Origin of the sequence: Chitinophaga oryziterrae (genome assembly GCF_009758125.1) — a bacterium.
Lineage (GTDB): Bacteria > Bacteroidota > Bacteroidia > Chitinophagales > Chitinophagaceae > Chitinophaga > Chitinophaga oryziterrae.
Genome location: NZ_WRXO01000001.1, coordinates 1,156,384 through 1,182,735, shown reverse-complemented (window position 1 = coordinate 1,182,735; position 26,352 = coordinate 1,156,384). Strand labels below are relative to the sequence as shown.

The 26,352-nt window shown below is 43.9% G+C and carries 23 protein-coding genes; 10 read left to right on the top strand and 13 right to left on the bottom strand.

Going from position 1 to position 26,352, the window contains the following annotated elements:
• Positions 1 to 27: 27 nt before the first annotated feature.
• From GO495_RS04880 to GO495_RS04865, 4 genes are all read right to left on the bottom strand, one after another.
• Positions 28 to 1,968, bottom strand: a complete 1,941-nt coding sequence (locus GO495_RS04880; RefSeq protein WP_157298551.1) for a c-type cytochrome — start codon at positions 1,966 to 1,968, stop codon at positions 28 to 30.
• Positions 1,969 to 1,985: 17 nt separating this feature from the next.
• On the bottom strand, positions 1,986 to 3,425 hold the full coding sequence (locus GO495_RS04875; RefSeq protein WP_157298550.1) for a 3-keto-disaccharide hydrolase: 1,440 nt from the start codon (positions 3,423 to 3,425) through the stop codon (positions 1,986 to 1,988).
• Between the two features lie 187 nt (positions 3,426 to 3,612).
• Entirely contained in the window at positions 3,613 to 4,212 is a 600-nt protein-coding gene (locus GO495_RS04870; RefSeq protein WP_157298549.1) for a class I SAM-dependent methyltransferase, read from the bottom strand.
• A gap of 6 nt (positions 4,213 to 4,218) precedes the next feature.
• Positions 4,219 to 4,623: a glycine cleavage system protein H gene (locus GO495_RS04865; protein WP_157298548.1), complete on the bottom strand. Its 405-nt coding sequence runs from the start codon at positions 4,621 to 4,623 to the stop codon at positions 4,219 to 4,221.
• Between the two features lie 177 nt (positions 4,624 to 4,800).
• Between GO495_RS04865 and GO495_RS04860 the strand changes: the two genes are divergently transcribed.
• The gene (locus GO495_RS04860; RefSeq protein ID WP_240915151.1) at positions 4,801 to 5,406 is read left to right on the top strand and encodes a Crp/Fnr family transcriptional regulator; all 606 of its coding nucleotides are present in this window, start codon (positions 4,801 to 4,803) and stop codon (positions 5,404 to 5,406) included.
• Positions 5,407 to 5,452: 46 nt separating this feature from the next.
• Positions 5,453 to 5,605: a hypothetical protein gene (locus GO495_RS04855; protein ID WP_157298546.1), complete on the top strand. Its 153-nt coding sequence runs from the start codon at positions 5,453 to 5,455 to the stop codon at positions 5,603 to 5,605.
• Positions 5,606 to 5,638: 33 nt separating this feature from the next.
• Here GO495_RS04855 and GO495_RS04850 read toward each other — a convergent pair whose 3' ends face one another.
• The gene (locus GO495_RS04850; protein WP_157298545.1) at positions 5,639 to 6,472 is read right to left on the bottom strand and encodes a 3-keto-disaccharide hydrolase; all 834 of its coding nucleotides are present in this window, start codon (positions 6,470 to 6,472) and stop codon (positions 5,639 to 5,641) included.
• Positions 6,473 to 6,570: 98 nt separating this feature from the next.
• Between GO495_RS04850 and GO495_RS04845 the strand changes: the two genes are divergently transcribed.
• From GO495_RS04845 to GO495_RS04835, 3 genes are all read left to right on the top strand, one after another.
• Positions 6,571 to 7,194, top strand: coding sequence for a tetratricopeptide repeat protein (locus GO495_RS04845; RefSeq protein ID WP_157298544.1), 624 nt, complete (start codon positions 6,571 to 6,573; stop codon positions 7,192 to 7,194).
• 43 nt (positions 7,195 to 7,237) lie between these two features.
• On the top strand, positions 7,238 to 7,963 hold the full coding sequence (locus tag GO495_RS04840) for an SRPBCC family protein (protein ID WP_157298543.1): 726 nt from the start codon (positions 7,238 to 7,240) through the stop codon (positions 7,961 to 7,963).
• 64 nt (positions 7,964 to 8,027) lie between these two features.
• On the top strand, positions 8,028 to 8,330 hold the full coding sequence (locus GO495_RS04835; RefSeq protein ID WP_157298542.1) for a YtxH domain-containing protein: 303 nt from the start codon (positions 8,028 to 8,030) through the stop codon (positions 8,328 to 8,330).
• 66 nt (positions 8,331 to 8,396) lie between these two features.
• On the opposite strand, the gene GO495_RS04830 is transcribed toward GO495_RS04835, so the two are convergent.
• The 3 genes from GO495_RS04830 to GO495_RS04820 all read right to left on the bottom strand — a co-directional run bounded on the left by GO495_RS04830 (position 8,397) and on the right by GO495_RS04820 (position 11,900).
• Entirely contained in the window at positions 8,397 to 9,638 is a 1,242-nt protein-coding gene (locus tag GO495_RS04830; protein WP_157298541.1) for a TlpA disulfide reductase family protein, read from the bottom strand.
• Positions 9,639 to 9,740: 102 nt separating this feature from the next.
• The gene (locus GO495_RS04825) at positions 9,741 to 10,418 is read right to left on the bottom strand and encodes a YggS family pyridoxal phosphate-dependent enzyme (protein WP_157298540.1); all 678 of its coding nucleotides are present in this window, start codon (positions 10,416 to 10,418) and stop codon (positions 9,741 to 9,743) included.
• A gap of 342 nt (positions 10,419 to 10,760) precedes the next feature.
• A complete protein-coding gene (locus GO495_RS04820) occupies positions 10,761 to 11,900 on the bottom strand; it encodes an acyl-CoA dehydrogenase (RefSeq protein WP_157298539.1) in 1,140 nt (379 codons plus the stop codon).
• 284 nt (positions 11,901 to 12,184) lie between these two features.
• Between GO495_RS04820 and GO495_RS04815 the strand changes: the two genes are divergently transcribed.
• A complete protein-coding gene (locus tag GO495_RS04815) occupies positions 12,185 to 13,132 on the top strand; it encodes an arginase (protein WP_157298538.1) in 948 nt (315 codons plus the stop codon).
• Here GO495_RS04815 and GO495_RS04810 read toward each other — a convergent pair whose 3' ends face one another.
• Complete coding sequence (locus GO495_RS04810) at positions 13,133 to 15,739, bottom strand: MGH1-like glycoside hydrolase domain-containing protein (RefSeq protein WP_157298537.1); 2,607 nt, start codon at positions 15,737 to 15,739, stop codon at positions 13,133 to 13,135.
• A gap of 10 nt (positions 15,740 to 15,749) precedes the next feature.
• Positions 15,750 to 16,835: a DUF3810 domain-containing protein gene (locus GO495_RS04805; RefSeq protein WP_276611791.1), complete on the bottom strand. Its 1,086-nt coding sequence runs from the start codon at positions 16,833 to 16,835 to the stop codon at positions 15,750 to 15,752.
• A gap of 16 nt (positions 16,836 to 16,851) precedes the next feature.
• Between GO495_RS04805 and GO495_RS04800 the strand changes: the two genes are divergently transcribed.
• The gene (locus tag GO495_RS04800) at positions 16,852 to 17,730 is read left to right on the top strand and encodes a fructosamine kinase family protein (protein WP_157298535.1); all 879 of its coding nucleotides are present in this window, start codon (positions 16,852 to 16,854) and stop codon (positions 17,728 to 17,730) included.
• Here GO495_RS04800 and GO495_RS04795 read toward each other — a convergent pair.
• Positions 17,727 to 19,766, bottom strand: coding sequence for a PAS domain-containing hybrid sensor histidine kinase/response regulator (locus GO495_RS04795; RefSeq protein WP_157298534.1), 2,040 nt, complete (start codon positions 19,764 to 19,766; stop codon positions 17,727 to 17,729). The genes GO495_RS04800 and GO495_RS04795 overlap by 4 nt on opposite strands.
• A 143-nt stretch (positions 19,767 to 19,909) precedes the next feature.
• On the opposite strand from GO495_RS04795, the gene GO495_RS04790 reads away from it, so the two are divergent.
• The 3 genes from GO495_RS04790 to plsX all read left to right on the top strand — a co-directional run bounded on the left by GO495_RS04790 (position 19,910) and on the right by plsX (position 21,713).
• A complete protein-coding gene (locus GO495_RS04790) occupies positions 19,910 to 20,446 on the top strand; it encodes a YceD family protein (RefSeq protein ID WP_157298533.1) in 537 nt (178 codons plus the stop codon).
• A gap of 84 nt (positions 20,447 to 20,530) precedes the next feature.
• Positions 20,531 to 20,725 (top strand): 50S ribosomal protein L32, encoded by a 195-nt coding sequence (gene rpmF, locus GO495_RS04785; protein ID WP_012793868.1) that lies wholly within the window; start codon positions 20,531 to 20,533, stop codon positions 20,723 to 20,725.
• Positions 20,726 to 20,771: 46 nt separating this feature from the next.
• Complete coding sequence (plsX, locus tag GO495_RS04780) at positions 20,772 to 21,713, top strand: phosphate acyltransferase PlsX (protein WP_157298532.1); 942 nt, start codon at positions 20,772 to 20,774, stop codon at positions 21,711 to 21,713.
• A 96-nt stretch (positions 21,714 to 21,809) separates the two neighbouring features.
• Here the strand turns inward: plsX and GO495_RS04775 are convergent, their stop codons facing one another.
• Both GO495_RS04775 and mazG read right to left on the bottom strand, forming a co-directional pair.
• Positions 21,810 to 25,577: a sensor histidine kinase gene (locus tag GO495_RS04775; protein ID WP_157298531.1), complete on the bottom strand. Its 3,768-nt coding sequence runs from the start codon at positions 25,575 to 25,577 to the stop codon at positions 21,810 to 21,812.
• Entirely contained in the window at positions 25,578 to 26,342 is a 765-nt protein-coding gene (gene mazG, locus GO495_RS04770; RefSeq protein ID WP_157298530.1) for a nucleoside triphosphate pyrophosphohydrolase, read from the bottom strand. It abuts the gene before it with no gap.
• Positions 26,343 to 26,352 lie beyond the last annotated feature (10 nt).

The following is a 26,352-nucleotide window of genomic DNA, read 5'->3' as shown; positions in this document are numbered from 1 at the left end:
GGCCTTCCCTTTTTATTCAAAAGATGATTATTTAAGAGAGTTAATCCATGCTGCTATTTTCAGGGCATCATTACGAGGCACCTGCGGCATTGGCGGCATTTCAGTAGCAAATTCAGGCCAGTTCTGAGGCTTTGGATTTGCCAGCAGTTTCAGGATCTGCTCATTCGTATAATGACGCTTAGCCACGTCAGAATAAGCCGGGCCTACCTGACGCTTGTTAGCAGCATGACATGCCAGACAAGTGTACTTTGCCAGTAAAGGCTTCACTTCCTCAAAGGTAGGCGCTTTCGTCACCGCTGGTTTAGCAGCAGATGGTTTCACCGTCGCAGGCTCCGGCTTAACAACAGGCTTTGCCTTAGCAGAATTGAACGTACTTACTTTGCTTAATGGCAGCTTATCACCCTGCGGGATATGATGCAAGGTGTAGAATCCGGTAGGATGCACCAGTGAATAGGAATGATCCTTTGCACGTACTCCTTCCAGCGTAATATTATGCACATAATCCAGACGTAAGCTGTCTACTATAATACGGGCCTTAAGACCGTCTTCAGAGACTTTAACGCCTTTGATCGGACAGGTGATATTGTTTACCGGAGGACTCCCATATACAGAGTGATACTTGTAAGTAAAGCTCTGCACAGAATAAGAAGCCAGATCTTCTGCTGATTTCTTATCTACAGGTAAAGTGAATTCAATTTCAAAACCATCAGGCATTGCTTTGATAGTACGCATCTCAAACGGCATCTTCTCATTCCATACCAGACGCTGTAAACCTTCGTTGGCATCTCCTGCAGAACCCCATCCCCTGTTGGTCTCTCCTACAAACAACGTAGAACCGTCCTTAGCCCAGGCCATCCTCAATACCCCCGACTGAAAACCAGCACGGAAATCAAAAGAAACACCCTGGTACTCACCGTCCACTTTCTCCATCACCACACGCATGATCTTACTCTGCCCCTGGTCACCAATTAAAATCTGTCCACCGAAAGGGCCAAAGCTTCCTTCAGGGATTATGATAGCCTCCGAGTTGGAAACACCCTGTATGCCATGTGGTAAAATAACTGCTGGTAAACGTAAAGAAGGGATCTTCTTTTTAACATCTGCCAGTGTTACAAATTGCTCATTGACGATATTCTCCGGTTTGAGATAATGACCATCTGGTCCTTTCTCACGACGGTCTTTCACCAGTGAATGAAACTCCTCATCGGATAATTTCACGGGAGAATCAGGCTCCTGAGACCAGCGTAAACCAGCCGGATGACCGATAAAATCACCTTTGTCTATTTTCCAGAGACCACCGGAACCAACCCAGTCGCCCTGATTCTCAGTATAGAACAGTTCCCCGTTCAGCATACTGATACCACAAGGAGAACGGAAGCCGGTAGCATAAGGCTCCATGCGTCCATCTTCCCAGATATGCATCATCCAGCCACGCCATGGCACCTTGCTTTCACCACGCCACCATTCCTGATCGCCAAAAGCAACGTTACCGGATACAAAGAAAGAACCATCCGGTGCAATCTTAGGACCGAAGCTATATTCGTGATAATGACCGGAAAGCGGCCATGCGTAAACAGTTTCATAGACGTCCGCTTTACCGTCCATATTGGTATCTACCAGTTTGGTGAGTTCCCCGCGCTGTGCGCAGTAGAATGCACCATCTTTCCATACCAGTCCCAGGATCTCATGCAGACCGGAAGCGAATTTGCGGAAGTAAGGTTTGCGGCTGGTGGGGTTTTCTACCACGTACACATCTCCGCGACGTGTAGAGATTCCCAGATCACCATTAGGCAATACCGTTAGTCCGCCTACTTCCAGCAGGGTCCCTTCCGGAGAAGTCACCTTCATGATCCTAAAGAAGTCTTCTTCCTTCGGCGTTTCCTGGGCATGCAGTGTTGTTGCTGCCGCTGTAAGCAGCAGCGAGTACAATGTGGCCTTTTTTAACAGTGCCTTATAAATATTTTTCATTTGCAATAGTCAAAAGATTAGAAAAGGATGGAATAGCTCAGTTTACTGCGTACCGGAATAATCAGCTCTTTCAGGCCACCAGCATCGCGGATGACAGGCTTTTCTCCACCGGCATCTTCCAGTTGCAGGTAATATGATTTTCCATCGATGATATACATATCCTTTGAAAGCGCTTCTATCGTACGGCCCTGTGCCAGCTTCGCATACAAACCATCTACCGGAGCAGCTACAGTGAGTTCGCGATGTACACCGTGACCTTCTGATACAACACGTACCGCATCTGTAACAGCAGCGCCATACAGGAAGTATTTAAAGGTGGGACGGTCCTTATCGTCCAGCACATATCCTTTGGGACGGTAACCGGTACCAGTGGTATCGGATAACCAGGCAGCATCAGCAGAAGACAGCTTTGCCAGTGTAAAGGCAGGACTGCCCAGGTACTGCACCGTACCACGGGGACGGGAGCAACCATTGCCCCTGTCGTGCCACATAGAGGTCGCATCCAGGAAACCGCCACGCCATACCTGTACCAGCATGCCCCTGTCCATATCATAGGTGTAATGCACGTTTTCGGGACTTCCTACAGACACCGCATGCACGATACGTGTACCGGGAACATCCATAAAGCTGCGGAGAATAGTATTTACCGGCGCATCTACCAGGATAGGATCTGTTTCATCCCTGCGGTTCGCATCTTTTGGTTTGTGGGGCTGATCTGCTTTCGTAATAGTGATGTTGCGGAAAGCAACAGCACCATGATCTCCCTGTAAACGTAATGGGCCAACGGCTTTTTCTTCACTGGCAGAACCACGGGTAGGACCCAGCAATTCCACATCTTCGTGAATAGTAACACCGTTCAGTTCAACAAGCAGCATTCTTGCATTTTCTGTTTTGTGACCAGCGGCATCGAAACGGGGTGCCTGAAAAGAAATTTTCATATGCTGCCAGAGACCAGGGGCACGGCTTACATTGTAACGGGGAGCATGACCGTCGTATCCCTGCTGACCGGCAGGACGACTATCATCCCAGCGTTCGTAGATACCGCCATTATCGCCGGATTTAGGGTTAGTAACGGACCAGCTGTCCAGCAACTGGATTTCGTACCTGCCCTGCAGATAAACGCCGGAATTAGCACCTGGCGCCATCATATAATCCAGTTCAATGTCTACGTCTCCGTATTCAGCATTTGAGAAGAGGTCCTTACCAGGATGTTCCTTATCCGGAACATTCAGCAAGACACCTGTACCGGCGCCGGCTTTCAGCACATCGGGTTTTTCTAAATTTGCGATAGCATCACCAGCTATACTCCAGCTCTTTCCCGGATCATGAAATGAGGAAAGGTCCTGCAGAGGAACTGACTGGCCCGCAGCAGGATTGACAACAGCCATTCCCATACCACAAAGGCATAGGAAGCCCATCAAAGACCGGCTTGCATGATTTTTCGATCTAAGTACCATAACGTTAAAATGAGTTAAGCCAAAAGAAAAAATGAAAAGTTGAGACCTTTTGACGAAGTGCTAATATATAAATAGTTTATTGCCAACGCAAGAAATTGGTGCAGAAAAAAGGATGAACGGGAAAAACAATTTTAAATGGAATGTTAATACAGTCAAGGATTTCAGGGCAGAACGCCTATAAACGGGGCTATCTTTTTATATAACTTTTGTACAGGAAATCATCTGAGGCATCTACCAGTTGATAAGTATTTGGGACCTCATCGCCCAGGCTGTGGAAAGTGACAAGGCGTGTACCGCTGGGACGGTTTTCGAGTGCGCGTGACAGGTATTTTGAATAATACACATACAGGCTGGTGGAATATTCAATTTCATGATCTATACGGTCCCCTTTGTCGAGATTCTCAAAGAAGGAATTGTAGAAATAGAAATTATCATAATTGTCCAGGTCCAGTTGCGTGAAATTGCCGTGAATAAAATGGACGTTCTTTACTTTGAGTTTATCCCTTGCGTCCAGGGCATAATTATAGAGTTCCTGCCGCTGTTCCACACCATAAAAGGTGGCCGCGGGGTAATACATTGCACCTACCAGGCAGAATTTACCTACACCACTGCCTATATCGAGGACCCTCTTTCTTTCTCCCTGAGAGAGGAAGTGTGCTGCTTTGCGGGCTACACTCATAGGCGTCCAGTGCCGCTTTGACAAAAGTTGTATCCTTTCGGGATACAACCAGTCAAATGCAGCATCAGTATTGTAGGGATTTTGTGCGGTAGGATTTAACTTCTGCATGTTTAATTACAAAGCTACTGGCACTCTTATTAATTTCTGATATTCTTCGGGCTGAAGAAGACCTTCCCTGTCCTGAAATTTAGAAGGGGTGATGAAAAATATCCACCCACGGTCCTGTGGACTTTCAAGAATCAGGTCCAGGTTATTGTTCAATCTGATGTTCGGTCCGAGAAACTTACATTTCACCGGAGCATTCACGGGGATGATCTCATCTCCTGAATAGAGGTTTGCTATCAAGGTCCCCTTTTCAATGGAGCCCTTGTTATTGAACCATTTAACACTATCAATCTTTTTTATTCCTGCTAATTTAAAGGCGGACAAGCCAATAAAACCAACAGTACCATTAAAATCGATCCACTCATGATCTTTGGTAAAATGAATGCGTGGTCTGGAAATAGTTGACATATTCATTCTACAAAGGTAACTTTAGTATTGCAACTATGCGCTGATATATATCACCCGCCGTTTTTATCAATTATTTATAATATGAGTTTAACCGGGCTCTTCCCGATAGATAAGTGGAATTTTAAGTCAGAATCGGTCCTAAATAACCTTCCTGAGGAGGAATTCGAGCATTTATGTGCCAATATGACCGAAAAACAATATGAAAAGGGTGATGTTCTTTTCAGGGAAGGAACAGTCCCATCCGGCATATTTTTCATCAAAAAAGGGAAAATTAAGAAGTATAAACTGGATCATGACAGCAAAGAGCATATCATTTACGTAGCAAATCCCGGGGAATTGCTGGGTTATCATGCCATTCTTTCTGAGGAACGGTATCCGGACTCTGCGGCGGCGCTTGAAGAGAGTGTGATCGCTTTTATTCCTAAAAAGGATTTTTTAGATACCCTACAGGAATCTAAAGTATTGTCTCAAAGGCTTTTAAAGACACTAAGCCATGAATTTGCCGTGCTGACCAACAGTATTTCCGTGTTTGCGCAGCGTTCTGTCCGGGAGCGACTGGCCATCATGCTCATTGTACTGAGGGAAAAGTTTAAGGCGGAAACGGCAGAAGGAGAAGAAATTGCGATCAATATTTCGAGGAATGATTTAGCAAATATGGTGGGAACAGCGAAGGAAAATGTGGTGAGGTTCCTCAAAGAGTTTAAAGTAGCAGGGATCCTGAATGCGAACGGGCGAAAGATCTTTGTGAAAGATGTGAAGAAACTGGTAGAGATTTCAAACTATTCATAACTGTTTACGGGCATGCTCTTTGTTTATGTTATATAAAACATACAACATGAAATATTTAAGATTTCTGCCCGTGCTACTGCTGTTGATATTGGGTGCCAGTTGTGTGCCTCCAGGTCATGCCCGGCGACCACCCAGACCACCAATGCCACCTCATGGTGTGCAGTTTAATCATGTAGTTGAACGGCCTGTAATGGTATAGATATTAAAAAGGCTGACGATTGTCAGCCTTTTTTTATTTCGTTTCCTGTTGTAGCTTTTTGATGATGGCATCCAGTTTTTCAGGATCGTTTACATAAGGGGAAAGATCGAACAGTGCAATTTTCCTGAAGTCTGTAGGATGGCTTTCACTTTGGAAAGAGATAGTACCTTCTTTCAATAAACGTCCTTCCTGCAGCAGTGAAGGATCTGCGTTTGTAACGTTGCCTCCTCCTACCTGTGGTTTCTGGTACACCAGTACAGTGTCTTTGAATACAATATGTTTGATAACAGAGTCCCCGAGTACAAGTGCAGAAGCACGTACCCACTGGTCGCCATGATATGTTTTAGAGGTAGATGTAATGCAATGTTCTGTAACCAGTTTACCATCTATGACTACGTTCGTACCTGGTGTACAAAGGTTACTGGTCGGCCTTTCATCTTTACCATTACCACCCAGGAGCTGTTCTTCAAGAGAAATAGGGAAGTCCTGGTCTTTACCCATACTGGCCGCTGTTTGCCCATGGAGCATTATACCGTTGTTGCGGATAGCCCATCCTGGTCCACCCGGAACCTGTTCTCCCACAAAACGGTATTCTACCACTATCAGATAGGCGGAGAATTGTTTTTTGTAGAAGATATGCCCGTATTGTTCGTCGAAGTTTTTGTAGTGGTCGTACCTTACTTTGAGCAGGCCGTTTTCTACGCGGAAAGTATTCCCAAAGTTATCATTGAGATCATGTCCTTTTATCTTGATATCCCAGTTTTTGAGATCTTTTCCGTTGAACAACTGAATCCAGCCTTTCTGTTTATGCTGTGCCATGCCTGTCAGCGCTACCAGGAGGAGTCCACAGGTGAAGAGTTTTTTCATACGTCTGTATTTTTATGGCCTTTAAGATAGCGTTTGTATCTGAGATAGTTGGCATGTAATTGGGAAGATTTCAGGAATGTAACCACAATGCAACAATTATGAAATTAATCATTCCCCTTTTGTTTGTTAGTTTCTCTTGTTTTGGCCAGGATACCGGCTGGCAGCAATCTCTTAAAACAGAACTCTATAAGCTGGATACTTCGAAAAACTTTGATGTGTGGAAACAAAGTATTGAAAAGCTGGAGTCGTTGACGAAAGCACATCCTGAGGAGTGGTTATTGCAGTATTATACCGGCTGGGCATATACACAGCCTTCTTTCCAGGCGCCTCCCGGAGAATCGGAACCACTGACAGACAAAGCGGAACCTTATGTGAGGAAAGCGCTGGCATTGCAGCCGGATAATACGGAAACACTGACGCTGATGGCTTATTGGTTATCCGCCAGGATCAATGCTTCTCCCATAAGAGGCGTCACACTTGGTTCTGATAGCAGGAGTTATGCAAATAAGGCAATAGCAGCAGATAGTGCTAATCCAAGGGCATACCTGGTAAAAGCGCTGGTAATCTATCATACACCGGCAGTTTTTGGAGGCGGGAAGAAGAGAGCGGAACCTATTGTACAGGAGACAACGCAACGATTTGCTGCCTTTAAGCCGAAGACAGCGATCGATCCGCATTGGGGAAGTGAAATTTGTCAACACCTGGCCGCTGAGTATAAATAAACTGTGCATTTTTATACCCGATCATTTATAAATAAACATTGTTATGAGTACATACAACAGCTTAAACGGACATGGCGAGCCCCGCGCCACTGCTTTATATGAGGAGTCCAATATTCTCAATGTGAGCAAACCGGGGCGTATTGCCTCGATAGTAAGCGGAGCTATGTTAACCACTTCCGCCATCAGTAACATTGATAAACATCCTTTTCGCAGTTTGCTACGGTTGATCACCGGTGGGTATTTACTGTACAGGGGTATTTCAGGCAATTGCCCGATATCTGCGGCTGCATCCGGGAAACGGTTGGGAGATGGGCACACCCGGGCGATCAATATCCGTAAGAAATTAATTGTAGACAGGCCCAGAGCAGAGGTATATGCATTCTGGCGTGAAGTAGATAATCTGCCTCTTTTCATGAAACATGTGGCTTCCGTAGAATCCCTGGACAGCTATAACTCGCATTGGGTGGTAACGGGCCCTGCCGGAATTGGTAAGCTGGAATGGGATGCTGAAGTGATTAAGGAAGACCCCGGTAGTTTAATAGGATGGCGTTCTGCGCCTGGTTCAGATATCGTGACTGCGGGAAAAGTGAGCTTTAGTGATATCATCGGTGGTGGTACCGAAGTAGATGTAAATATTACGTATCGTCCGCCGGCAGGTTATGTGGGTAGAGGATTAGCCTGGTTACTGAATGGTGCTTTTAAGAGAATTGTTGAAAAAGATATCCTGAGCTTTAAACACTTTATAGAAACAGGCGTTATCACTATTTAGTATGGCCTAATTATTGGAAAACAGTAAGAAAATTATATTTGTATAACCTTAAAAACCATTTTTTATGAGTACGGCAAAAATATTATGCGGAGCATTGGCAGGGGTTGCAGCAGGATTAGCGCTAGGGATTCTCAATGCGCCAGATAGTGGAGCAGAAACTAAAAAAAAGATTAAGCGGTCAGCTCATCATTTTCAGGGCCGTATCAGCAGAATATTAGGGAAGGGGGCAGATGGATTAGGTGAGTTGAAATATATCTTTGAAAACGAGGCGACAGGTTTGAAGGATGATGTACGCGAACGTATTATGACGCTCATAAATGAGAGCATTGAACATTACAGCAAATTCAAAAAAGAAGTAGCTAGTTGATATTGATGGCAATGCGACAATAAAAAAACAGGCAGTGATATGATCACTGCCTGTTTTTTTTATTGTCTATTTTTCTGCCAGTAAATCATCTACCAGCTTATTGTATTCCTTTTTAAATTCTTCATAGTGAGCACCTGTTCCCGGGCCATTAAAGCCGGTATGCACTTCTCTTACATTTCCTTTTTTATCAATGAAGATAGTTGTGGGAAATCCTTTGATACCTGTTAACTGAGGTAATGATTTTTCAGATTTCTGCGGATCAGAAGGTGTTACTCCGGTGATTAAAACAGGGTACGATACATCAAATCTTTTCAGAAATCCGTCCAATGCTTTCTTAGATTTTTCAAAGCTGGTAGTACGTTCATAAGATAATCCTATTACCTCTACTCCCCTGTTCTTATTCTGTTTGTACCAACTGGACAGAAACCCTGTTTCATCCATACAATTGGGACACCAGGACCCCATCAGGGTAATGACCACTACTTTATTCTCGAAGCGTTTATCACGAATGCTGACTTTCTTTCCGGACAGATCGGGGAAAGTGAAATCGAGGCGGTTATTACCCGGTTTGATAGTAGCCAGCGTCCTTTCATCCGGTAAAGCGGCCTTATCATCCTTTTGAGCTGTCCATCCTTCTCTGCCATCACCAATACCGGCATAGAACACCCCGTTTTCCAGGGTATTATTGTTTACCAGTGCGGTGAAGTAATAGGCATGAGAACCATCAAATGTAGAGAGCTTGAGGCTATCCCCGTCTACAATGCCTTCCAGGAAGCGGTAATCTCCGGTGGTAGTGAGGAAGGTCCCGTAGACCGTATTCCCTTTTTGTTTAAACTCCCCTACTGCAAAGGAAGAATCTTTGCCCGGTGCGGCAAAATATGTAGACCAGCGGCCTGTTATATTGCTTTTAGCAGGCTCATGCTGCTTAAAACGTTCTTTTATATTATATGCTGCGGTAAAAGGGATGCTGACATCATTATCCGCGAGATGACGGATCCATGTACCGGCAATTTCGCCATTGGGGCGGAATGCGGCTTTAAATTCGGAATCAAAGAAGGGCATTTTTATGAAGATGGAATCTCCTAAAACTTTTACATCATCTACCAGGAGACGATCATGGGCATTCAGGATATATATGATCTTTTTCTGAGCACTGTCCTTTACTTCAAAATTAAAGATGATATCGGCTCCGTCTTTGCGGTGCAGGCGGGCCTGCCATGTACCTTTTTCTAAATCCCATTTTTCCAGTTGAAGGCCGGAACTGAGTACCGGCACGGCTAATAATAAAAATAATAATCTCTTTACCATATATCCTATTAAATCAGTAGAGTAAAGATAGGAAATACTTTTCAGACTGGTATAGCGGTTTCAGGATCTTCTTATATAGCCCGATAAGCGGGCCTCAGCTGTTTAGTTCCTTGCGCCAAAGAGCATACTGCCTATGCGTACCATTGTGCTCCCCTCTTCCAGGGCAATAGTATAGTCGCCGCTCATACCAACAGAGAGTTCATTGAAAGTATCCTCGTCTGCAAAGAAGCAGGCTTTAAGGCTTGTTTGCAGGCTTTTGAGATGCCTGAACTCTTTTCTTACCTGATCCAGGTCATCTGTGTTGGTCGCCATACCCATCAGTCCGGCAATGCGGATATTAGGAAGGCTTTCCCGCTGCTTTTGCCATTCTTCCAGCAATTGTTCCAGCTCTTTTTCACTAAGACCGAATTTGGTTTCTTCTTCAGCTATATGCACCTGTAGCAGGCACTCGATAGTACGATTGAATTTACCAGCCTGTTTGTTGATCTCTTCCAGTAGTTTCATACTATCTACCGCATGGATCATAGTTACAAAAGGAGCAATGTATTTTACTTTATTACTCTGCAGGTGGCCAATAAAATGCCATTGAATATCCGTTGGCAGTAATACTTGTTTTTCCTGTAGTTCCTGTACGTAGTTTTCTCCGAAAATGCGCTGACCAAGGTCATATAATGCCTGAATATCCGCCGCAGGCTTTAGCTTACTTACAGCTACCAGCTTTGCATTATAAGGTTTAAGCTCTTCTTTTATCTTGTTATAAGCTGATAGGTTGACTGACATAGTGCTACAAAAATAACAGATTTAAACGGTGGTTGCAAACACAGACCTCCCAGGCAGATAGTGACTGAGTTTGATTACATAATCTTTGCGGCAGGTGTTGTTGATTAAATACACCTTATCTGACGTGAATATTAGGTGAAGTTAAATTGAAAATAAATCCTGAACCCATATTCAAAAGCTAAATCAGGGAACAAAACAGTCAGATGCAGTGTATTTAATCAACAACATCTGACAATCTACGCTGTCATAATATTCAAACTGAGTCACTAGAGACTCCCAGATAGTGACTCAGTTTGATTTATAAAAATTAAAGAGGCTTCGCAAAAATCCCCCTGTTATTTATCAGCTCAGAATAGCCCTGCTGATAACGATACGCTGCACCTCGCTGGTACCTTCATAGATCTGTGTGATCTTAGCGTCCCGCATCAGGCGTTCTACATGATATTCTTTCACATAGCCATAGCCACCATGTACCTGCACCGCTTCCGTAGTGACCCACATCGCTGTTTCTGAGGCAAAAACCTTTGCCATAGAGGAGCTAAGTGTATAATCATTATGATTGTCCTTATCCAGCGCCGCTTTAAAGCAAAGCAAACGCGCCGCTTCTATACGGGTAGCCATATCTGCCAGCTTAAACTGGATAGCCTGGTGCTGACTGATCTCTTTCCCGAAGGCTTTGCGCTGTTTGGAGTACTTCAGTGCCAGTTCATAAGCGCCACTGGCAATGCCCAGAGCCTGTGAAGCGATACCAATACGACCACCTCCCAGAGTTTTCATCGCGAATTTGAATCCAAAGCCATCTTCCCCTATCCTGTTCTTTTTAGGCACAATGACATCCTGGAACATGATGCTATGTGTATCACTGCCACGAATCCCCAGTTTGTTCTCTTTAGCACCGATCGTAATACCGGGCGTGTTTTTCTCTACGATTAATACGTTGATCCCTTTACTGTTTTTTTCGGGATTAGTCTGGGCAATAACAAGGTATACGCTGGCGCTGTTACCATTGGTAATCCAGTTTTTGGTACCATTTACGAGGTAATGGTCGCCTTTATCCTCCGCCAGGGTACGCTGGGAAGTAGCATCAGAGCCCGCTTCCGGCTCACTGAGCAGGAAGGCGCCGGTGATCTGACCAGTAGCCAGGGGGACTAAATATTGTTGTTTCTGTTCTTCGGAGCCAAAAGTTTCCAGGCCCCAGCAAACCAGTGAATTATTTACGCTCATACATACTGAGGTAGAGGCATCTATCTTGGAAATCTCTTCCATGGCCAGTACATAAGAGATAGTATCCAGTCCGGCCCCTCCGTATTTCGGATCAACCATCATCCCCAGAAATCCTAATTCCCCGAGTTTTTTGATCTGTTCTGCCGGATACTGTTGTTTTTCATCGCGTTCAATTACACCGGGCAATAATTCGCTAACGGCGAAATCTCTTGCCGCTTTCTGGATCATCAGGTGTTCTTCTGTAAGTTGAAAGTCCATAAGTTGTTTTTTGGTGCTGTAAAGGACAGGAATGTGTTTTAACGTGTTTTTTGTATAGCAATCCTCTCAAATTACCATTTCAACCTCTACAAAAAAAATACATCCTGTAAAATTGCACGTTATCCATCATTCCCCTTGAAATATTAAAGATTATTTGAAGATACAGCATCCTTATTGCAATTGCTTTAGCGTTTATGCCTGGGGACTATACGCCTTAACAGTCCGGTAACCAGGGGGTTCTGTTAAAATCCATTAGATTGCTGATTCAGGAAGAACAACCTTTTATGAAGAACATTAAGATCATTGAGGTAAAATCGGAAATAGGAGCAGGAACACGTGGTGCGAGCCTGGGTGTAGAAGCTATCAAAATTGCGGCGCTTGATTTTATGAGCAACTTTTTTGTGCATTTTCCCACAGAAACAATAGAAACAGAGAATAAACTACTGTTTGAACCTATTGAATCACCCTATGCCAAACGTATTAAGGGTACCCTTACCCTATACGAAAGAATCAGCAAAAGTGTAAGTGAAACGATTAAAGCGAACCTGTTCCCGGTCATTCTCTCCGGAGACCATAGCACTGCGGGCGCTACTATTGCAGGGTTAAAGATGGCCCGTCCACAGGCTAAGATAGGCGCTATCTGGATAGATGCCCATGCAGACCTGCATACGCCTTTCACTACACCTTCAGGGAACATGCATGGGATGCCGGTAGCGGTGTCTATTGCAGAAGATAACCTCGATTGTAAAGTACATGATGTAGATGAGAATACACTCAAAACATGGGATGCGCTTAAAAATATAGGTGGTATTGCACCGAAGATATTACCCGAAGATATTGTGTTCATCTCCCTCAGAGATTATGAGAAAGAAGAAGAACACCTGATCAAGAAATACGGGATGAAGATCATTACTACCAGCGAGGTACGCCGTAAGGGACCAGAACAGGTAGCCCGCTCCGTGTTCCGGTACTTAAGTGACTGTGAGTATATCTATGTTTCTTTTGACGTAGATAGCCTGGATGCCTCTATCTCCAAAGGTACCGGTACCCCCGTAACCAATGGACTGAGAGAAAGGGAAGTGGAGGATTTAATCTCTAAATTCATGCAGCATCGTAAAATCTGCTGTTTCGAAATTACAGAAGTAAATCCTACACTGGATAAAGAGAATCTGATGGCAGAAATCGCTTTTAATATCTTACAGCGAAGTGTAAACGTATTATTGCTGAATTGATCAGGGATTACTGTTTTTCATTTTGATAAGGTTCGCCACCAGGCCAGTCCATCCTGTCTGATGGGATGCACCTATGCCTTTACCACTATCACCATGAAAATATTCATGAAATAATATCAGGTCTGCAAAGTGCGGATCTTTCTGATATTTTTCATTGTTACCGAATACAGCCCTTTTCCCGTTTTCATCTTTCAGGAAGATCTTCAATAAACGACAGGCCAGTTCTGTGCCTGCTTCTTTTAATGAAATAAAGTTACTGGAACCGGTAGGATATTCTATCCTGAAATCATCAGAATAGAAGTAATGGAACTTGCGCAGGCTTTCAATAATGAGGAAGTTCATCTGTAGCCAGATAGGACCACGCCAGTTTGAATTACCGCCGTAAGTATAACTGTCGCTTTCCCCGGGAGCATATTTAAGTGTCAGTTCAGTATCCTTTTGTTTTATCACATAAGGGTGATCATGATATTCTTTGGATAAAGATCTTACACCGTAATCGCTCAGGAATGTTGTTTCGTCTAACATACGACTGAGGATCCTTTTCATACGATGTCCGCGGAGTAAGCTCAGTAAATGTTTGTTCTCTTTCCCTTCTTCGTACCAGCGGGATACCAGCATAGCCAGGTCGGGCCTGTGCCGCAAAAACCATGACATATGTTTTTCGAAGACAGGGTTATCCTCTAATGTTTTTTTGCTGATGACTTCTACGGCGAAGAGCGGGATCAATCCCACCATGCTCTTTATTTTCAGTTTCACAATGCTGTTGTCGGTCATGCGCAACTGATCGTAGAAAAACTCATCTTCTTCATCCCATAATCCGCTGTCGCCCTCTCCCATATTGGCCATCGCGCCAGCTATGTACATGAAGTGTTCAAAGAATTTGGTAGCCATGCCGGTGTATACCTTATTGAAAGTAGCCAGTTCCAGCGCGATGTGCAGCATGTTCAGTGCATATACCGCCATCCAGCTGGTAGCATCGGCCTGTTCTTCCCGCATTCCTTCAGGGAGAGGTGAACTACGGTCGAATACCCCTATATTATCAAGCCCTAAGAAACCACCTTCAAAGATATTGCTGCCACTGTTATCTTTCCTGTTCACCCACCAGGTAAAATTGATCAGCAGTTTATGGAAAAGTGCTTCCAGGAAAAAGTAATCCTTTTTCCCTTTGATACTGGCATCGAGTTTAAAGACACGATATACGGCTCCTGCATGTACCGGCGGATTTACATCTCCGAATGCCCATTCATATGCCGGGAACCCACCGGAAGGATTCATGTACCATTCTTCTGTGAGCAGCAGCAGTTGCTGTTTGGCGAAGTCAGGATCTACCATGGCCAGGGTTACACAGTGGAAAGCCAGGTCCCAGGCTGCATACCAGGGAAATTCCCATTTATCAGGCACGCTGATCACGTCATCATTATACAATTGCCGCCAGTTGCTGTTGCGGCCTGTCCAGCGTTCTTTAGGAGGTTCGGGCATGGCAGGGTCTCCTTCCAGCCATTGTTCTACTTTATAGCTATAGAATTGTTTATTCCATAGCATACCGGCGAGTGCCTGGCGATGTACCAGTCTTTCGTCCTTATCTTTGATCTCAGCCTGTAAATCGTTATAGAAGGCATTTGCCTCATTGATCCTTTGTTCGAAGATGGTATCGAAATCTGTTCCGAAATTATCCTTGTCTGTTAAGCGCAGCGCGATCGTGTATTCGCCCTGTGCAGGAATTGTAATATCATAATCTATAGCCGCCTTCGTTCCTTCTTTTCCCGGGTTGATAGTATTTGCGCCGTGGATGATATAATCATTGATCCCGTCTTTTGGATAAGGGGTTTTGTTCGCAACATTGTACAGGCGGACATTGTTTGTTTCATTCTCACAAAAAAGTATTCTCCCATTGCCCTGCTGATGCAGATATTGCACTGCCAGTGCTTCATCTTTCAGCTGGATGCTTTGTTTATCTATCTGCCACATGGCGGGTTTATAATTGTGCCGGCCCCATACCCATATATTTCTGAACCATAAGGTGGGAATTACATGCAGACTGGCTGCTTCATCTGCCCTGTTATGGACCGTTATTTTTATCAGTATATCTTCAATATCTCCTTTGGCATATTCCACGAAAACATCAAAGTATTTATTTTCGTCGAATAGTCCTGTATCCAGTAATTCAAATTCTTCCTCATCCTTACCCCTTGCCGCATTTTCGTCTATTAGCCGTTGATAGGGATATTCCTGCTGTGGATATTTGTACAGCATTTTCATGTAGGAGTGTGTAGGAGTAGCATCGAGGTAGTAGTACAGTTCCTTTACATCTTCTCCATGATTTCCCTGTTGATTGGTGAGTCCGAAATATCTTTCTTTTAAGATGGGGTCTTTTTTATTCCAGAGCGCTAATGAAAAGCAGAGGTTTTGTTTATCATCCGATATGCCTGCGATACCTTCTTCCCCCCAGCGCCAGGTTTTACTGCGGGCCATATCGTGTGTGGTATAATCCCAGGAAGCCCCGTTGGCGCTATAATCTTCTCTTACGGTCCCCCATTGTCTGTCACTTACATAAGATCCCCATTTTTTCCAGCCTGGTTGTTCTAAACGTTTTTGTTCTGCGTTCATGTCCCGAGATTTATTTTATTTTGAAATAGGCCACCAGCCAACCCACCACCTCGCTGTAACTGCGGATACCTTTCTCCTGTTTATTAGCCTTGAGGTAATGATCATAGATGATAGCGGTGTAGTCGTCCACACGGCTGCGATACCGGTCATTAAAGGCCCTCAGCTGATGCAGGTCTGCCTTCACACCAGGAACAGCCCTGCGCCACAACTGACCGGCCAGGGTGGTATCTTCCCTGCCCAGCTGCCGGATGCTGTACATAAACATCTCAAAGTTAGCTGCATATCGGAAACGTTCATCAGGATAATTACTGGCCACAAGATATCCGACAAAATTTGCCTCTTCCTCAGGTGCATAACCGACCTGATGAGCAACCTCGTGACAAATAGTGAAGGGATGCAGGAAACCCGGAGTGGTGATATTTACCTGTGCCTCGGCAGTGAAGGGGTTCAGATATCCGCCTACATTCATATAATTCAGCCAGGTACCATACAACGAAGGTTTGATACAAGGGTGTTTATAAGTAACACTGGGCCATTTAGGAGCAGCCAGCGTATATGCTTCAATGGCTTTTTCAAATAACCTGGCGCTGTCCGGACCAGGATGAGTAGCGTTTACAGAATCTCCCAGGGCTATTTTATGCTGATTTAACTGCACCAGTAAAGTATCTGTAAGACGGTATAACTGGTCTGTATTATAATCACTTACCTGTAGTTGCATGTCTTCTTCCAGAGACTGCCGGTCGTAATTATAACCCCATAATACAAGGAAGGCCAGGTACAGGCCCAGTATGGCCTGGGTACCTCTTAACAACAAAAATAGCACGTTATACCATTTCGTTTTAAGAATATTATAACATAGTTTTAACAAAAAAATACCAGCAGTTATAATCCAGGCGATATAAATTACGTCGCCGATGCTGAAAGGAACTTTCCCCAGTACCTGCCGGAACAACATACTTATTGAAATGTAAAACCTATGAAAGTAAAAACCAGCAAACCTCTGGCTAACTCCGAACAATACTTTAAACAACAGTATACACGATACGGTGATCAATATACGTACTCCTGTCTGCCTGATTTTTGCTTTTGTTTCCATACTAATCCGCGAGAAGATGACAGATGAGATTTTACTGGGCGAACTTGCAACAGCACTTACCTGTCAGTCGGGCGTGAAAATACAGATTAATTACGCAGAAAAAATACCCGGCGGAGATATTAACGAAACGTATAAACTCTCTACGGGGGAAGGCTTATTCTTTTTGAAGCTGAACAGTTCCCGCAATTATCCCGGGATGTTTGCCAGGGAATTTAACGGGTTATCTGCATTGCGGGAGACGAATACTATATCGGTACCCAGACCGCTATACCACGGTACGGTAGGTGAAAAGGGTTTTCTGATAACGGAGTTTATGGAGAAGGGCGGTGCTAATCCCGACTTCTGGGAGAATTTTGGCGCCAGCCTGTCGAGGATGCACAGAAACAGCCACGCACATTTCGGTTTCCCCGAAACGAACTATATCGGTACAATGAAGCAGTATAACTCGCCTTACAGCAGTTGGTCTGTGTTTTATGCATTTAACCGGTTACAGCCATTGACAAGGGCCGCTTATGATAAACATTTGCTGGACAAGGACATGGTGGAGAAAATGGAGAAGTTATGGCGGCATTTACCCAATATTTTCCCTGATGAGCCGCCTGCATTGCTGCATGGAGACTTATGGTCGGGGAATTTTATGGTAGGCAGGGACGGGAAAGCCTGTATTTATGATCCTTCTGTGTATTACGGGAACAGAGAGATGGACCTGGCAATGGCCAGGTTGTTTGGGGGTTTCGACACCCGTTTTTATTATACTTATGAGGCGATGTTCCCGCTGGCACCCGAGTGGAAGCAGCGGATAAGTATATGTCAGCTTTACCCCCTGATGGTGCATCTGTTATTGTTCGGTGGTAATTACCATAATAATGTGAAGGAGATACTGAATGCTTTTTAATTAGTGCTACCGCTTTCCACTTCTTTCATTCGTTCGTATTCTTTTTCTATGATCGGATAAAATTTTTCAAGGTCCAGGGAGATATCCCTGAATAGGGTATCCACGTCTTCCGCAGGGGGGATCGTGTTGTTATTCAATGTATTTTCAAGTTGTTGCATATTACCGCTGATCCAGGTAAGGCCCACCATTGCAAAGTTCGGTTTCAGTTTATGCACCTGGAATTTCAGTTGTTCCCAATCCCTTTCAGTAACCAGTTTCTGGATTTTAATCATTTCATCCCTTACTGTCTTCAGAAATATTTCAAACAGGTCGGCAGCGTATGAAATGTTGTTCTCGTATAAAGTATTGAGATACTTTACATCCAGTTCCTCATGAAATTCGAATCCGTCTATGTTTGTAGCTTCTTCCATTATTAGTTCTGTTTCATCATCATTCAGATATTTATTAAGCACCTGTAACAGCTGGTCCGGTGTGTAAGGCTTTGTAAGGATATCTGTAATCCCTGCCTGACGGGCCTGTGTAAAGGTACTTTCCATGGCCAGCGCGGTGGTAGCCACCAAAGGCGTTGCCACATTGGGCTTATCTTCATCATCCCTGATCTTTATGGCTAATTCCAGGCCATTTAGTCCGGGTATACGGATATCCAGCAACACGAGGTCGTATTGTCTGGAGTCAAGAAAATAAAGCGCATCAGGACCATTTGTAGCCAGTTGGTGATGAATGTTATATTTCTCCAGCAGGCTGATGATGTATCTCAGGTTCATAGGGTTATCCTCAATGACGAGGACCTTGGCGCCTGAAAAGTTGGCCTTTTTGCTCTGACTAGCGGTTCCTGCCACCTGTGCGGCCGGCTTCTTCGTATTCATAAAAGGCAGATTGAAAGAGAAGCAGGTACTGAACCCTGGTACATCTATTACCTGGATGGTTCCTCCTTGTAATTCAACGAGTTGCTTGGATATGGCAAGGCCAAGACCAGTACCACCATATTTTTCCCTTATTTCCTGTTCGGCCTGTTTATAGCTGCGGAAGATGAGTTCCAGCCTGTCTTTCCTGATACCTATACCGGTATCACATACTTTGAACTGCACCCAGAGTTTATCGTCCTGCCAGCTTTCCAGGGTCACTTTAATGGCAATTTCGCCCTCTCTGGTGAACTTCTCTGCATTACCTAACAAATTCATGAGGATTTGGTTCAGTAACGTATCATCCCCTACCAGCAGGTTTTGGAGCTCCGTATCTATAACAGCGGATATTTTAATGGGTCGCTGTCCCATTTTCAGTTCGAAGGTATGGCGCAGCGACTGTATAAGTTCTGTAAGATTGAATTCCCGCTGGTTCACCTGCAGTTCTCCTGCTTCTATACGGGAGATATCCAGGATATCTGATATAAGCCCCAGCAGGATGCCTGAAGAATGTTTGAGGATGTTGATATAATCCTGTTGTTCACCCCGCAGATCGGTTTCTCCCAGCAGGTGGGTCATACCTATAATAACATTCAGCGGCGTACGGATCTCGTGGCTCATGCTGGCCAGGAATTCTTTTTGGGCGCCCCTGGCCTCTTCCGCCTGATGCCGGGCTTTTTCCAGGTTGGACTTCATCATTTTCTGCCTGGAGATATCTACTATCTGCCAGATACTGCCGTTGAAACGGCGTTTATCAAGCAGGGGGATATAACTTACTTCATATATACGATTATCTGTAAGGACGAGTTCAAGGCCCTGACAGGGCTTCTTCTTTTTACGAAGGTCTTCCATCCTGGCAATGAACTCTTCCGGCCGCAGCATCAGGGTAGCCATATGGGACATCACCTCTTTAAAGGGTTGTCCTATGATGGCAGAAGCATCCGTATCCGCATCCCTCAGGAAGACATGATTACACCAGATGAAGCGATGGAGCGCATCAGTAAGCAGGATACCAGCATTACTGTTTTGCAGGAAAAGGTTGATAGGCAATGAAAATATCGCATGGTCGGCAACTGCAGAGTTGTTGGCTATGGTTTGTTTTCGCGTAACTTTGTTAGTGTGGGCTTTTGCCATTATTCATTTACCAGCTGGGGGATGTACATAATTACTACATACAATATATAAATATACATATTGAGAATCATCAAAATTAGGAAATTTTTGCAATTGCGAATATTTAATTACCTTTGCATCCCTCTAAAAGTGAGGATTTTTATATGAAACCACTCCGTGAATTTGAGATTGCCTTTGTGGGGCTAAAACCCGGAGAGCATACATTTCAGTACCAAATTACGGATAGTTTTTTTGAAAACTATGGTCCGCAGGATTTTACGAATTGTGAAGCTACGGTGAAGCTGTTATTGGAAAAGAATAACAATTTCTTCCTGCTCAAATTTGAGATCGGCGGTAAGGCAACTGTAAATTGTGATCGTTGCGGGCAGCCATTTGAGTTACAATTGTGGGACGATTTCAACCAGGTAGTAAAGCTGGTTGACAATCCTGAGGAGATGATTGATGACGAAGATGCAGATGTGGCGTATATCTCCAAGTCGGAATCCCATTTAAATGTGGCCGAATGGATTTATGAGTTCATTAACCTGAGTATACCTATGCAGCGTATCCATCCGGATAAGAGCGATGGGAAGAGCGGTTGTGACCCGAAAATACTGGAGATGCTGGAGAATATGAGTCAGCAATCCGGGGAAAAAGACAATCCAATCTGGAAAGATTTAGATAAGTTCCGTCAGAATTGATAATTTTGCGCTCCGTGAGGCTTGACATTGCCGTAAATGGCGGGCAAACAAACATTTAAACACAGACAATTAAAATTAAATAAAATGCCAAATCCGAAACGCAGACATTCTCAGCAAAGATCAGCAAAGAGAAGAACGCATTACAAGGCCTTCGCTGATACTTTAAGCACCGATAGCGCTACCGGCGAAGTGCACCTGAGACATCGCGCTCACTGGGTTGAGAACAAACTGTACTACAGAGGTAAAGTAGTATTGGAAAAACAAAGCAGCACTAAATAATTTTACTATTTTTACCCCCGACGCAAATCAGACAAATCTAAAGTTCATGAGAATCGGGCTCGATATGATGGGTGGCGACTTTGCACCCCTGGAAGCAGTAAAAGGAGTAAAAGTATTTTTAGAATCTGGTGCTACAGATGTACATCTGGTGCTGATTGGTGATGAAGCGGCTCTGGCCCCTTTATTAGCTGAAGCACAGTTAGACCAATCAAAATATTCAGTTGTTCATTCATCCCAGGTAATCGGGATGGATGAACATCCTACCAAAGCACTGAAGGAAAAACCTCAGTCTTCTATCAGTATTGGCTTTTATCTTTTGCAGAATGGCAAAATAGACGCCTTTATCAGCGCCGGTAATACCGGAGCCATGATGGTTGGTACCTTCTACACCATTAAAGCAATTGAAGGCATACAGCGTCCTACGATCTCCACGCTCGTTCCCCGGGATGGCAGTGGTTACGGACTGTTACTGGATGTTGGTATCAATGCGGATTGCAAACCTGAGAACCTGGTACAGTTTGCTGTATTGGGCTCCCTTTATTCCAAACACATTCTGAATAACCCTAATCCTACCGTAGGATTATTGAACATCGGAGAAGAGGAAGGTAAGGGTAATCTGTTAGCACAGGCAACCTATCCGTTGCTGAAAGAACATCCGCAGCTGAACTTCATTGGTAATGTGGAAGGACGGGATATTTTTACTAACAAAGCAGATGTTATTGTTTGTGAAGGTTTTACCGGTAATGTGGTCCTTAAAATGGCTGAGTCGATTCATGATATGGCGGTAAGACGTCATATAGACGATGAGTACATGCATAAGTTTGACCATGAGACCTTTGGCGGTACTCCTGTACTGGGAGTTAATAAACCAGTGATCATCGGTCACGGTATTGCCAAAGCAGTAGCCTTCAAAAACATGATCTCACTGGCACAAAAAGTGCATGAATCTAAACTTGTGGATAAGATCCGTGAGAGCTTAGTGAAATAATTTACTTCCTATTAAAACCTAAAGGTATTCGATACCGGTTGTTGAAAGACAGCCGGTATTTTTGTTTTTTGCAGGGTTTTGCCCTGCACCCGAAAATCACTCAGGAGCTTTTATAAGCGGGAGTTTCACATAGAAAGTAGTACCTACGGTCAGTTGTGTCTCAAAACTGATCTCCCCGTGTGCCTGCTCCACGATGTTCTTACACATCGCCAGACCAAGACCAGTACCGGAATTCTTTGTAGTAAAGTTAGGTACGAAGATCTTAGACTGGATTTCAGGAGGAATACCGTCCCCATTATCTGAGACACTGATCACCACCCAGCCCTGCTCTACCTCATTCATACTGATATTCACCTCTCCTTCCCTGTCTTCCGGAATCGCCTGGATAGCGTTCTGCAACAGATTGGTAAACAGCCTGTTCATCTGTGTCTTATCCGCAAATACATAAAAGGCATGCCCCGGTGGATTAAAGTGAATGTTGCAGTTCTGATGGCTCTGGTAGAGGTCCTTCAGAGAATGTAATACTTCATTTAAGAGCAATACCTCATCATTAGACTCATCTATCCTGGAGAAAGCAGAGAAATCCGAGGCAATATTCGACAGGTGATCTATCTGCTCTACCAGCGTACGTGCCACATTATGAGACAGTTGCTTTACATTAGGTGCATCATTGTCAATAGCCCGCTGTAAATACTGGATACTTAGCTTCATCGGTGTAAGCGGGTTCTTGATCTCATGGGCTACCTGCCGGGCCATTTCCCTCCAGGCCCCTTCCCTTTCGCTTTTTGCCAGCCTGGCCGCACTCACTTCCAGCTTACGCACCATCTTGTTATATTCCTTTACCAAAGCGCCTATTTCATCATCCTTAGACCATTCTATTTCATCATTCTGTTGTCCCAGGCTCACATGCCGGAGTTTCTCCGTTACCAGGGAGAAGGATTTAGTAATGGAATTGGTGATCAGTAAAGCCAGTAAACCCGCTATCAGGAAGATAAACGCATTAAAGTTGATTAACGCTACCAGGAAGTTGGAAATCTGCTGATTCAGTTCTGTCTGCGTAGCAAAGTAAGGAACGTTCAGATAAGCGAAGATTTCCCCGTTACTACGCAAAGGCGCATAACCAGACAAATACCTCATAGAGCCAATAGTTTCCCGCTGTATCCACTGGATCTTCTGTTCCCTGTATAAATGCAAATACGCGTCGGGATTGATCTTCCTGGATAACAGTCCCTTTTCAGTAATTAAAGGCTGGGTAGTGATCTGCAGATTACCGTCCCGGTCATAAACATTGATATCCAATGCCCTGTCATCCGCAATTTCGCTGATAGCCGAAGAAAGGCTCGCCTGGAAAATAGGATCATAAAGATCCTCCAGATCATCAAACATCCTTTGGGTAGAAAATACTTTCTCTACGTCATGGGATACTTCGTTGATAGTATGGCTTAATCTCTCCTTATTCTCTCTTTCTGAACGATCTATAAAAAATAATATCGTAGTAAGACCTAAAATGATGAAGGCAAATACAACAATAAAAATGATAGTACCGTGTACCTTTTTCCGAATACTGATGTTGATCAGCGATTTGAGATTCCCGATGCGCATACGTGCTTTAACAAGCAGATCAAGGACCCTGTAGATCACAATAATCAGCAGGAAAAGACAAAACATGTAGGCAAAGAGGGTGATAAACTCAACAAAACTCCTGTTCTCCTTAACGACTATCACTACTTTATCCCTGGATGCTTTGTAGATCATCTCTGAAAAACCATTTACAGAGCGAATCGATATCTCATCTTTGGGCAGGTCCGATGTATACAATTTTACTTCGAATGGATAATCATTATTGTTGATCACCAGTTGCCCCTTGTCATATATAGCATATGAATACGGAACGGAGGATTCCTTTTCCGGATCGTATATCTCACCATCTACTAATAATTCCGGGTAAAGACGTTGTGTATTTACAACCGCCGGAGTTAACTCATATACCAGGTAGCCGGATTTAATACCATTACGATAGAAGTCCTTCCGGCCTATATAACTGAAGTCGTTGAAACCACGTTCATTATAATAAAGATCATTCCCTATCAGTTCCGACTCTACCAGCATACGCCTGCTAAGGATAGAGAAACTGCTGGTATCTCCCCCGTATATCGGCATTCCATTTTCATCAAAGGCATAAAAGGTTACATTGAAGCGGCCCAGATATCCTTTGAAATATTTTTGCTTCAGTTCATTTTCCAGCATAGTCCTGGGCATGTTACTCACGTTGTTCTGCTGGAAGAATAATTGCAGCAGTTCATCACTCTCCATCTGTTTTGTCACATCCGTCAGTAGCATCTCCAGGTAAGGATCTTTCTGCTTCGATAACTCGATAGCCATCCTCTCACGCAGTGAAATTTCTTTTTGATCATTATAATATACCAACACCGCAGAAGTGGTAATAGTTAATAAAAACAACCAGAAAAGAAAAGGGACTGTGGCTAAACTATTCTCAAAACGAACAGACAAAATATCAAGCAGAACAACGTATAATATCAGCCATACGACCAGCACTACCGAGTAGTAGATTTCCTGGTTGTGGATCCTGAATAACAGCCATACAATCCCTACCACTGCAACGAAAATGTATTTGGTACGATGGCGGAAATTCGTAAGCTCGTTCAGCAGGTAGTTAATGATCTGCGAAAAAAACAGAAAACTAAACGAGATAAATCCAAGGATGATAAACCCTATAATACTGTATTCATTCAGACTGAAAAAGTTAGCTACATCGAAAGAGATCTTGGAGTCGATCACAAGACTCTGGATCAACTCCGAGAGGAATTGTCCGATGATATACATTAGTAAACTGGCCAGTATGATGACCAGCCTTTGCTGCCATAGGTTCTTTACCACCGGCGGTTTAATGGTTTTCACGTGTTCCCGGAAAAACAGTAACAACCAGAACGTAAGGAGTACGTTTAATAAGAGGTCACCCAAAGAGCGGAAGATCTCATCTTTCGCATAAATGAGTGGCGTGAATACATTGAGTTCACGTAAGTTAAAAGGGAATGGATATAAATAGCTGAGAATACGGAAGATGAAGATCACCGTAAACAGGAAGAGAAAACCATAGAGCGGGTTCTTTTGCCTGGCGATCATGGCCGCAAACAGGTTGATAAATATGAGAACACAGATACAACCTAATACGCGCAAAATGACACTGAGGATGTTAGGCGCACCAGCATCCATTGTTCTGTCATAGTTCAGATAAAAGAGTATTAAGTTCTGGCCGTTTAAAACGGGAATACCTTTGGGGCGTAAATGAATAGAATATTCAGGGCCCAGCGCCGGTTTATCATAAAAGTGATCTACCAGGTAGTTGTTGCTGATACTGTATTCCATCATCACCGGGATGGCCCCGATAAGATATCTGTCGTGATTATCTTTGCTTCTTATCTTTTTACAGATCATCTCATAATACCCGTTCTTTAACTTTACGAAACGGGTACCAGGGACAAGAGGCGCCTCTTTTTCCTCCGGCTGTACCAGGTTGGTACTCCAGTATACAAGCCAGCGGCCGGCAGCGCTGCTGTCGTACGCAAATACATAGAAGTCTTTATTATCCAGGAGTTTTACTTCCTGGATATTATATTTTCTTGCAAAAATATCATTGAGTAAGGTAGAATCTCCCGTGAGTTCTATGAATGATTGTTCCCGCTGACGGATACTTTTTTCCAGGCTGCGTTTTACTCCCTGCGGGGAAGAATAGTACGACCAGTAATTGCTGAAAAGAAAGGAAAAAGTAAATAACCAGGCAGCAATAATCAGCAGGTATCCATGCCGGATGAAGAAAAGTCTTATTTCTTTTATATCTAACAATTATTCAGTTTTTTTTGCTTCGTTCCAGAGTGCATCCATTTCTACCAGGGACATTTCATCCAGGGACCTTCCTTTTTCCGTGGCCATTTTCTCTATGTATTGGAAACGGCGGATGAATTTTTTATTGGTACGTTCCAGTGCATTCTCTGCATCTATATTTAAGAAGCGGGAATAGTTAATTAAAGAGAATAGTACATCTCCGAATTCGGCTTCTATATCTTTCTGTGTCCCGTTTTCCACCATCTCCTGCAGTTCATCCATCTCTTCCTTTACTTTATCCCATACCTGCTGGGTATTATCCCATTCAAATCCCACCTGTTTGGCCTTACCCTGTAGTCTCATGGCTTTCACTAATGCAGGAAGCGCTTTGGGAACACCGCTGAGAACAGAAGTTTTCCCTTCTTTCAGTTTTATTTTCTCCCAGTTTTGTTTCACCTGTTCTTCGTTATCCACTTTTACATCTCCATAGATATGCGGATGCCTAGTGATCAGTTTTTCACAAACTCCGTTAATAACCTCTTCGATGGTAAACTGTTGTTGTTCCGTACCGATTTTTGAGTAGAAAACGATGTGAAGAAGCAGATCGCCCAACTCCTCTTTTATTGATTTCCAGTCTTCCCCGGTAATAGCATCTACCAGCTCGTATAATTCTTCAATTGTCTGTTGTCTGAGGGTATGGATGGTTTGTTTTTTGTCCCAGGGGCATTTTTCCCTTAAGTCATCCATAATATGTAACAATCTTTCAAAAGCTGCATTATTTTCCATTTGTCAAATA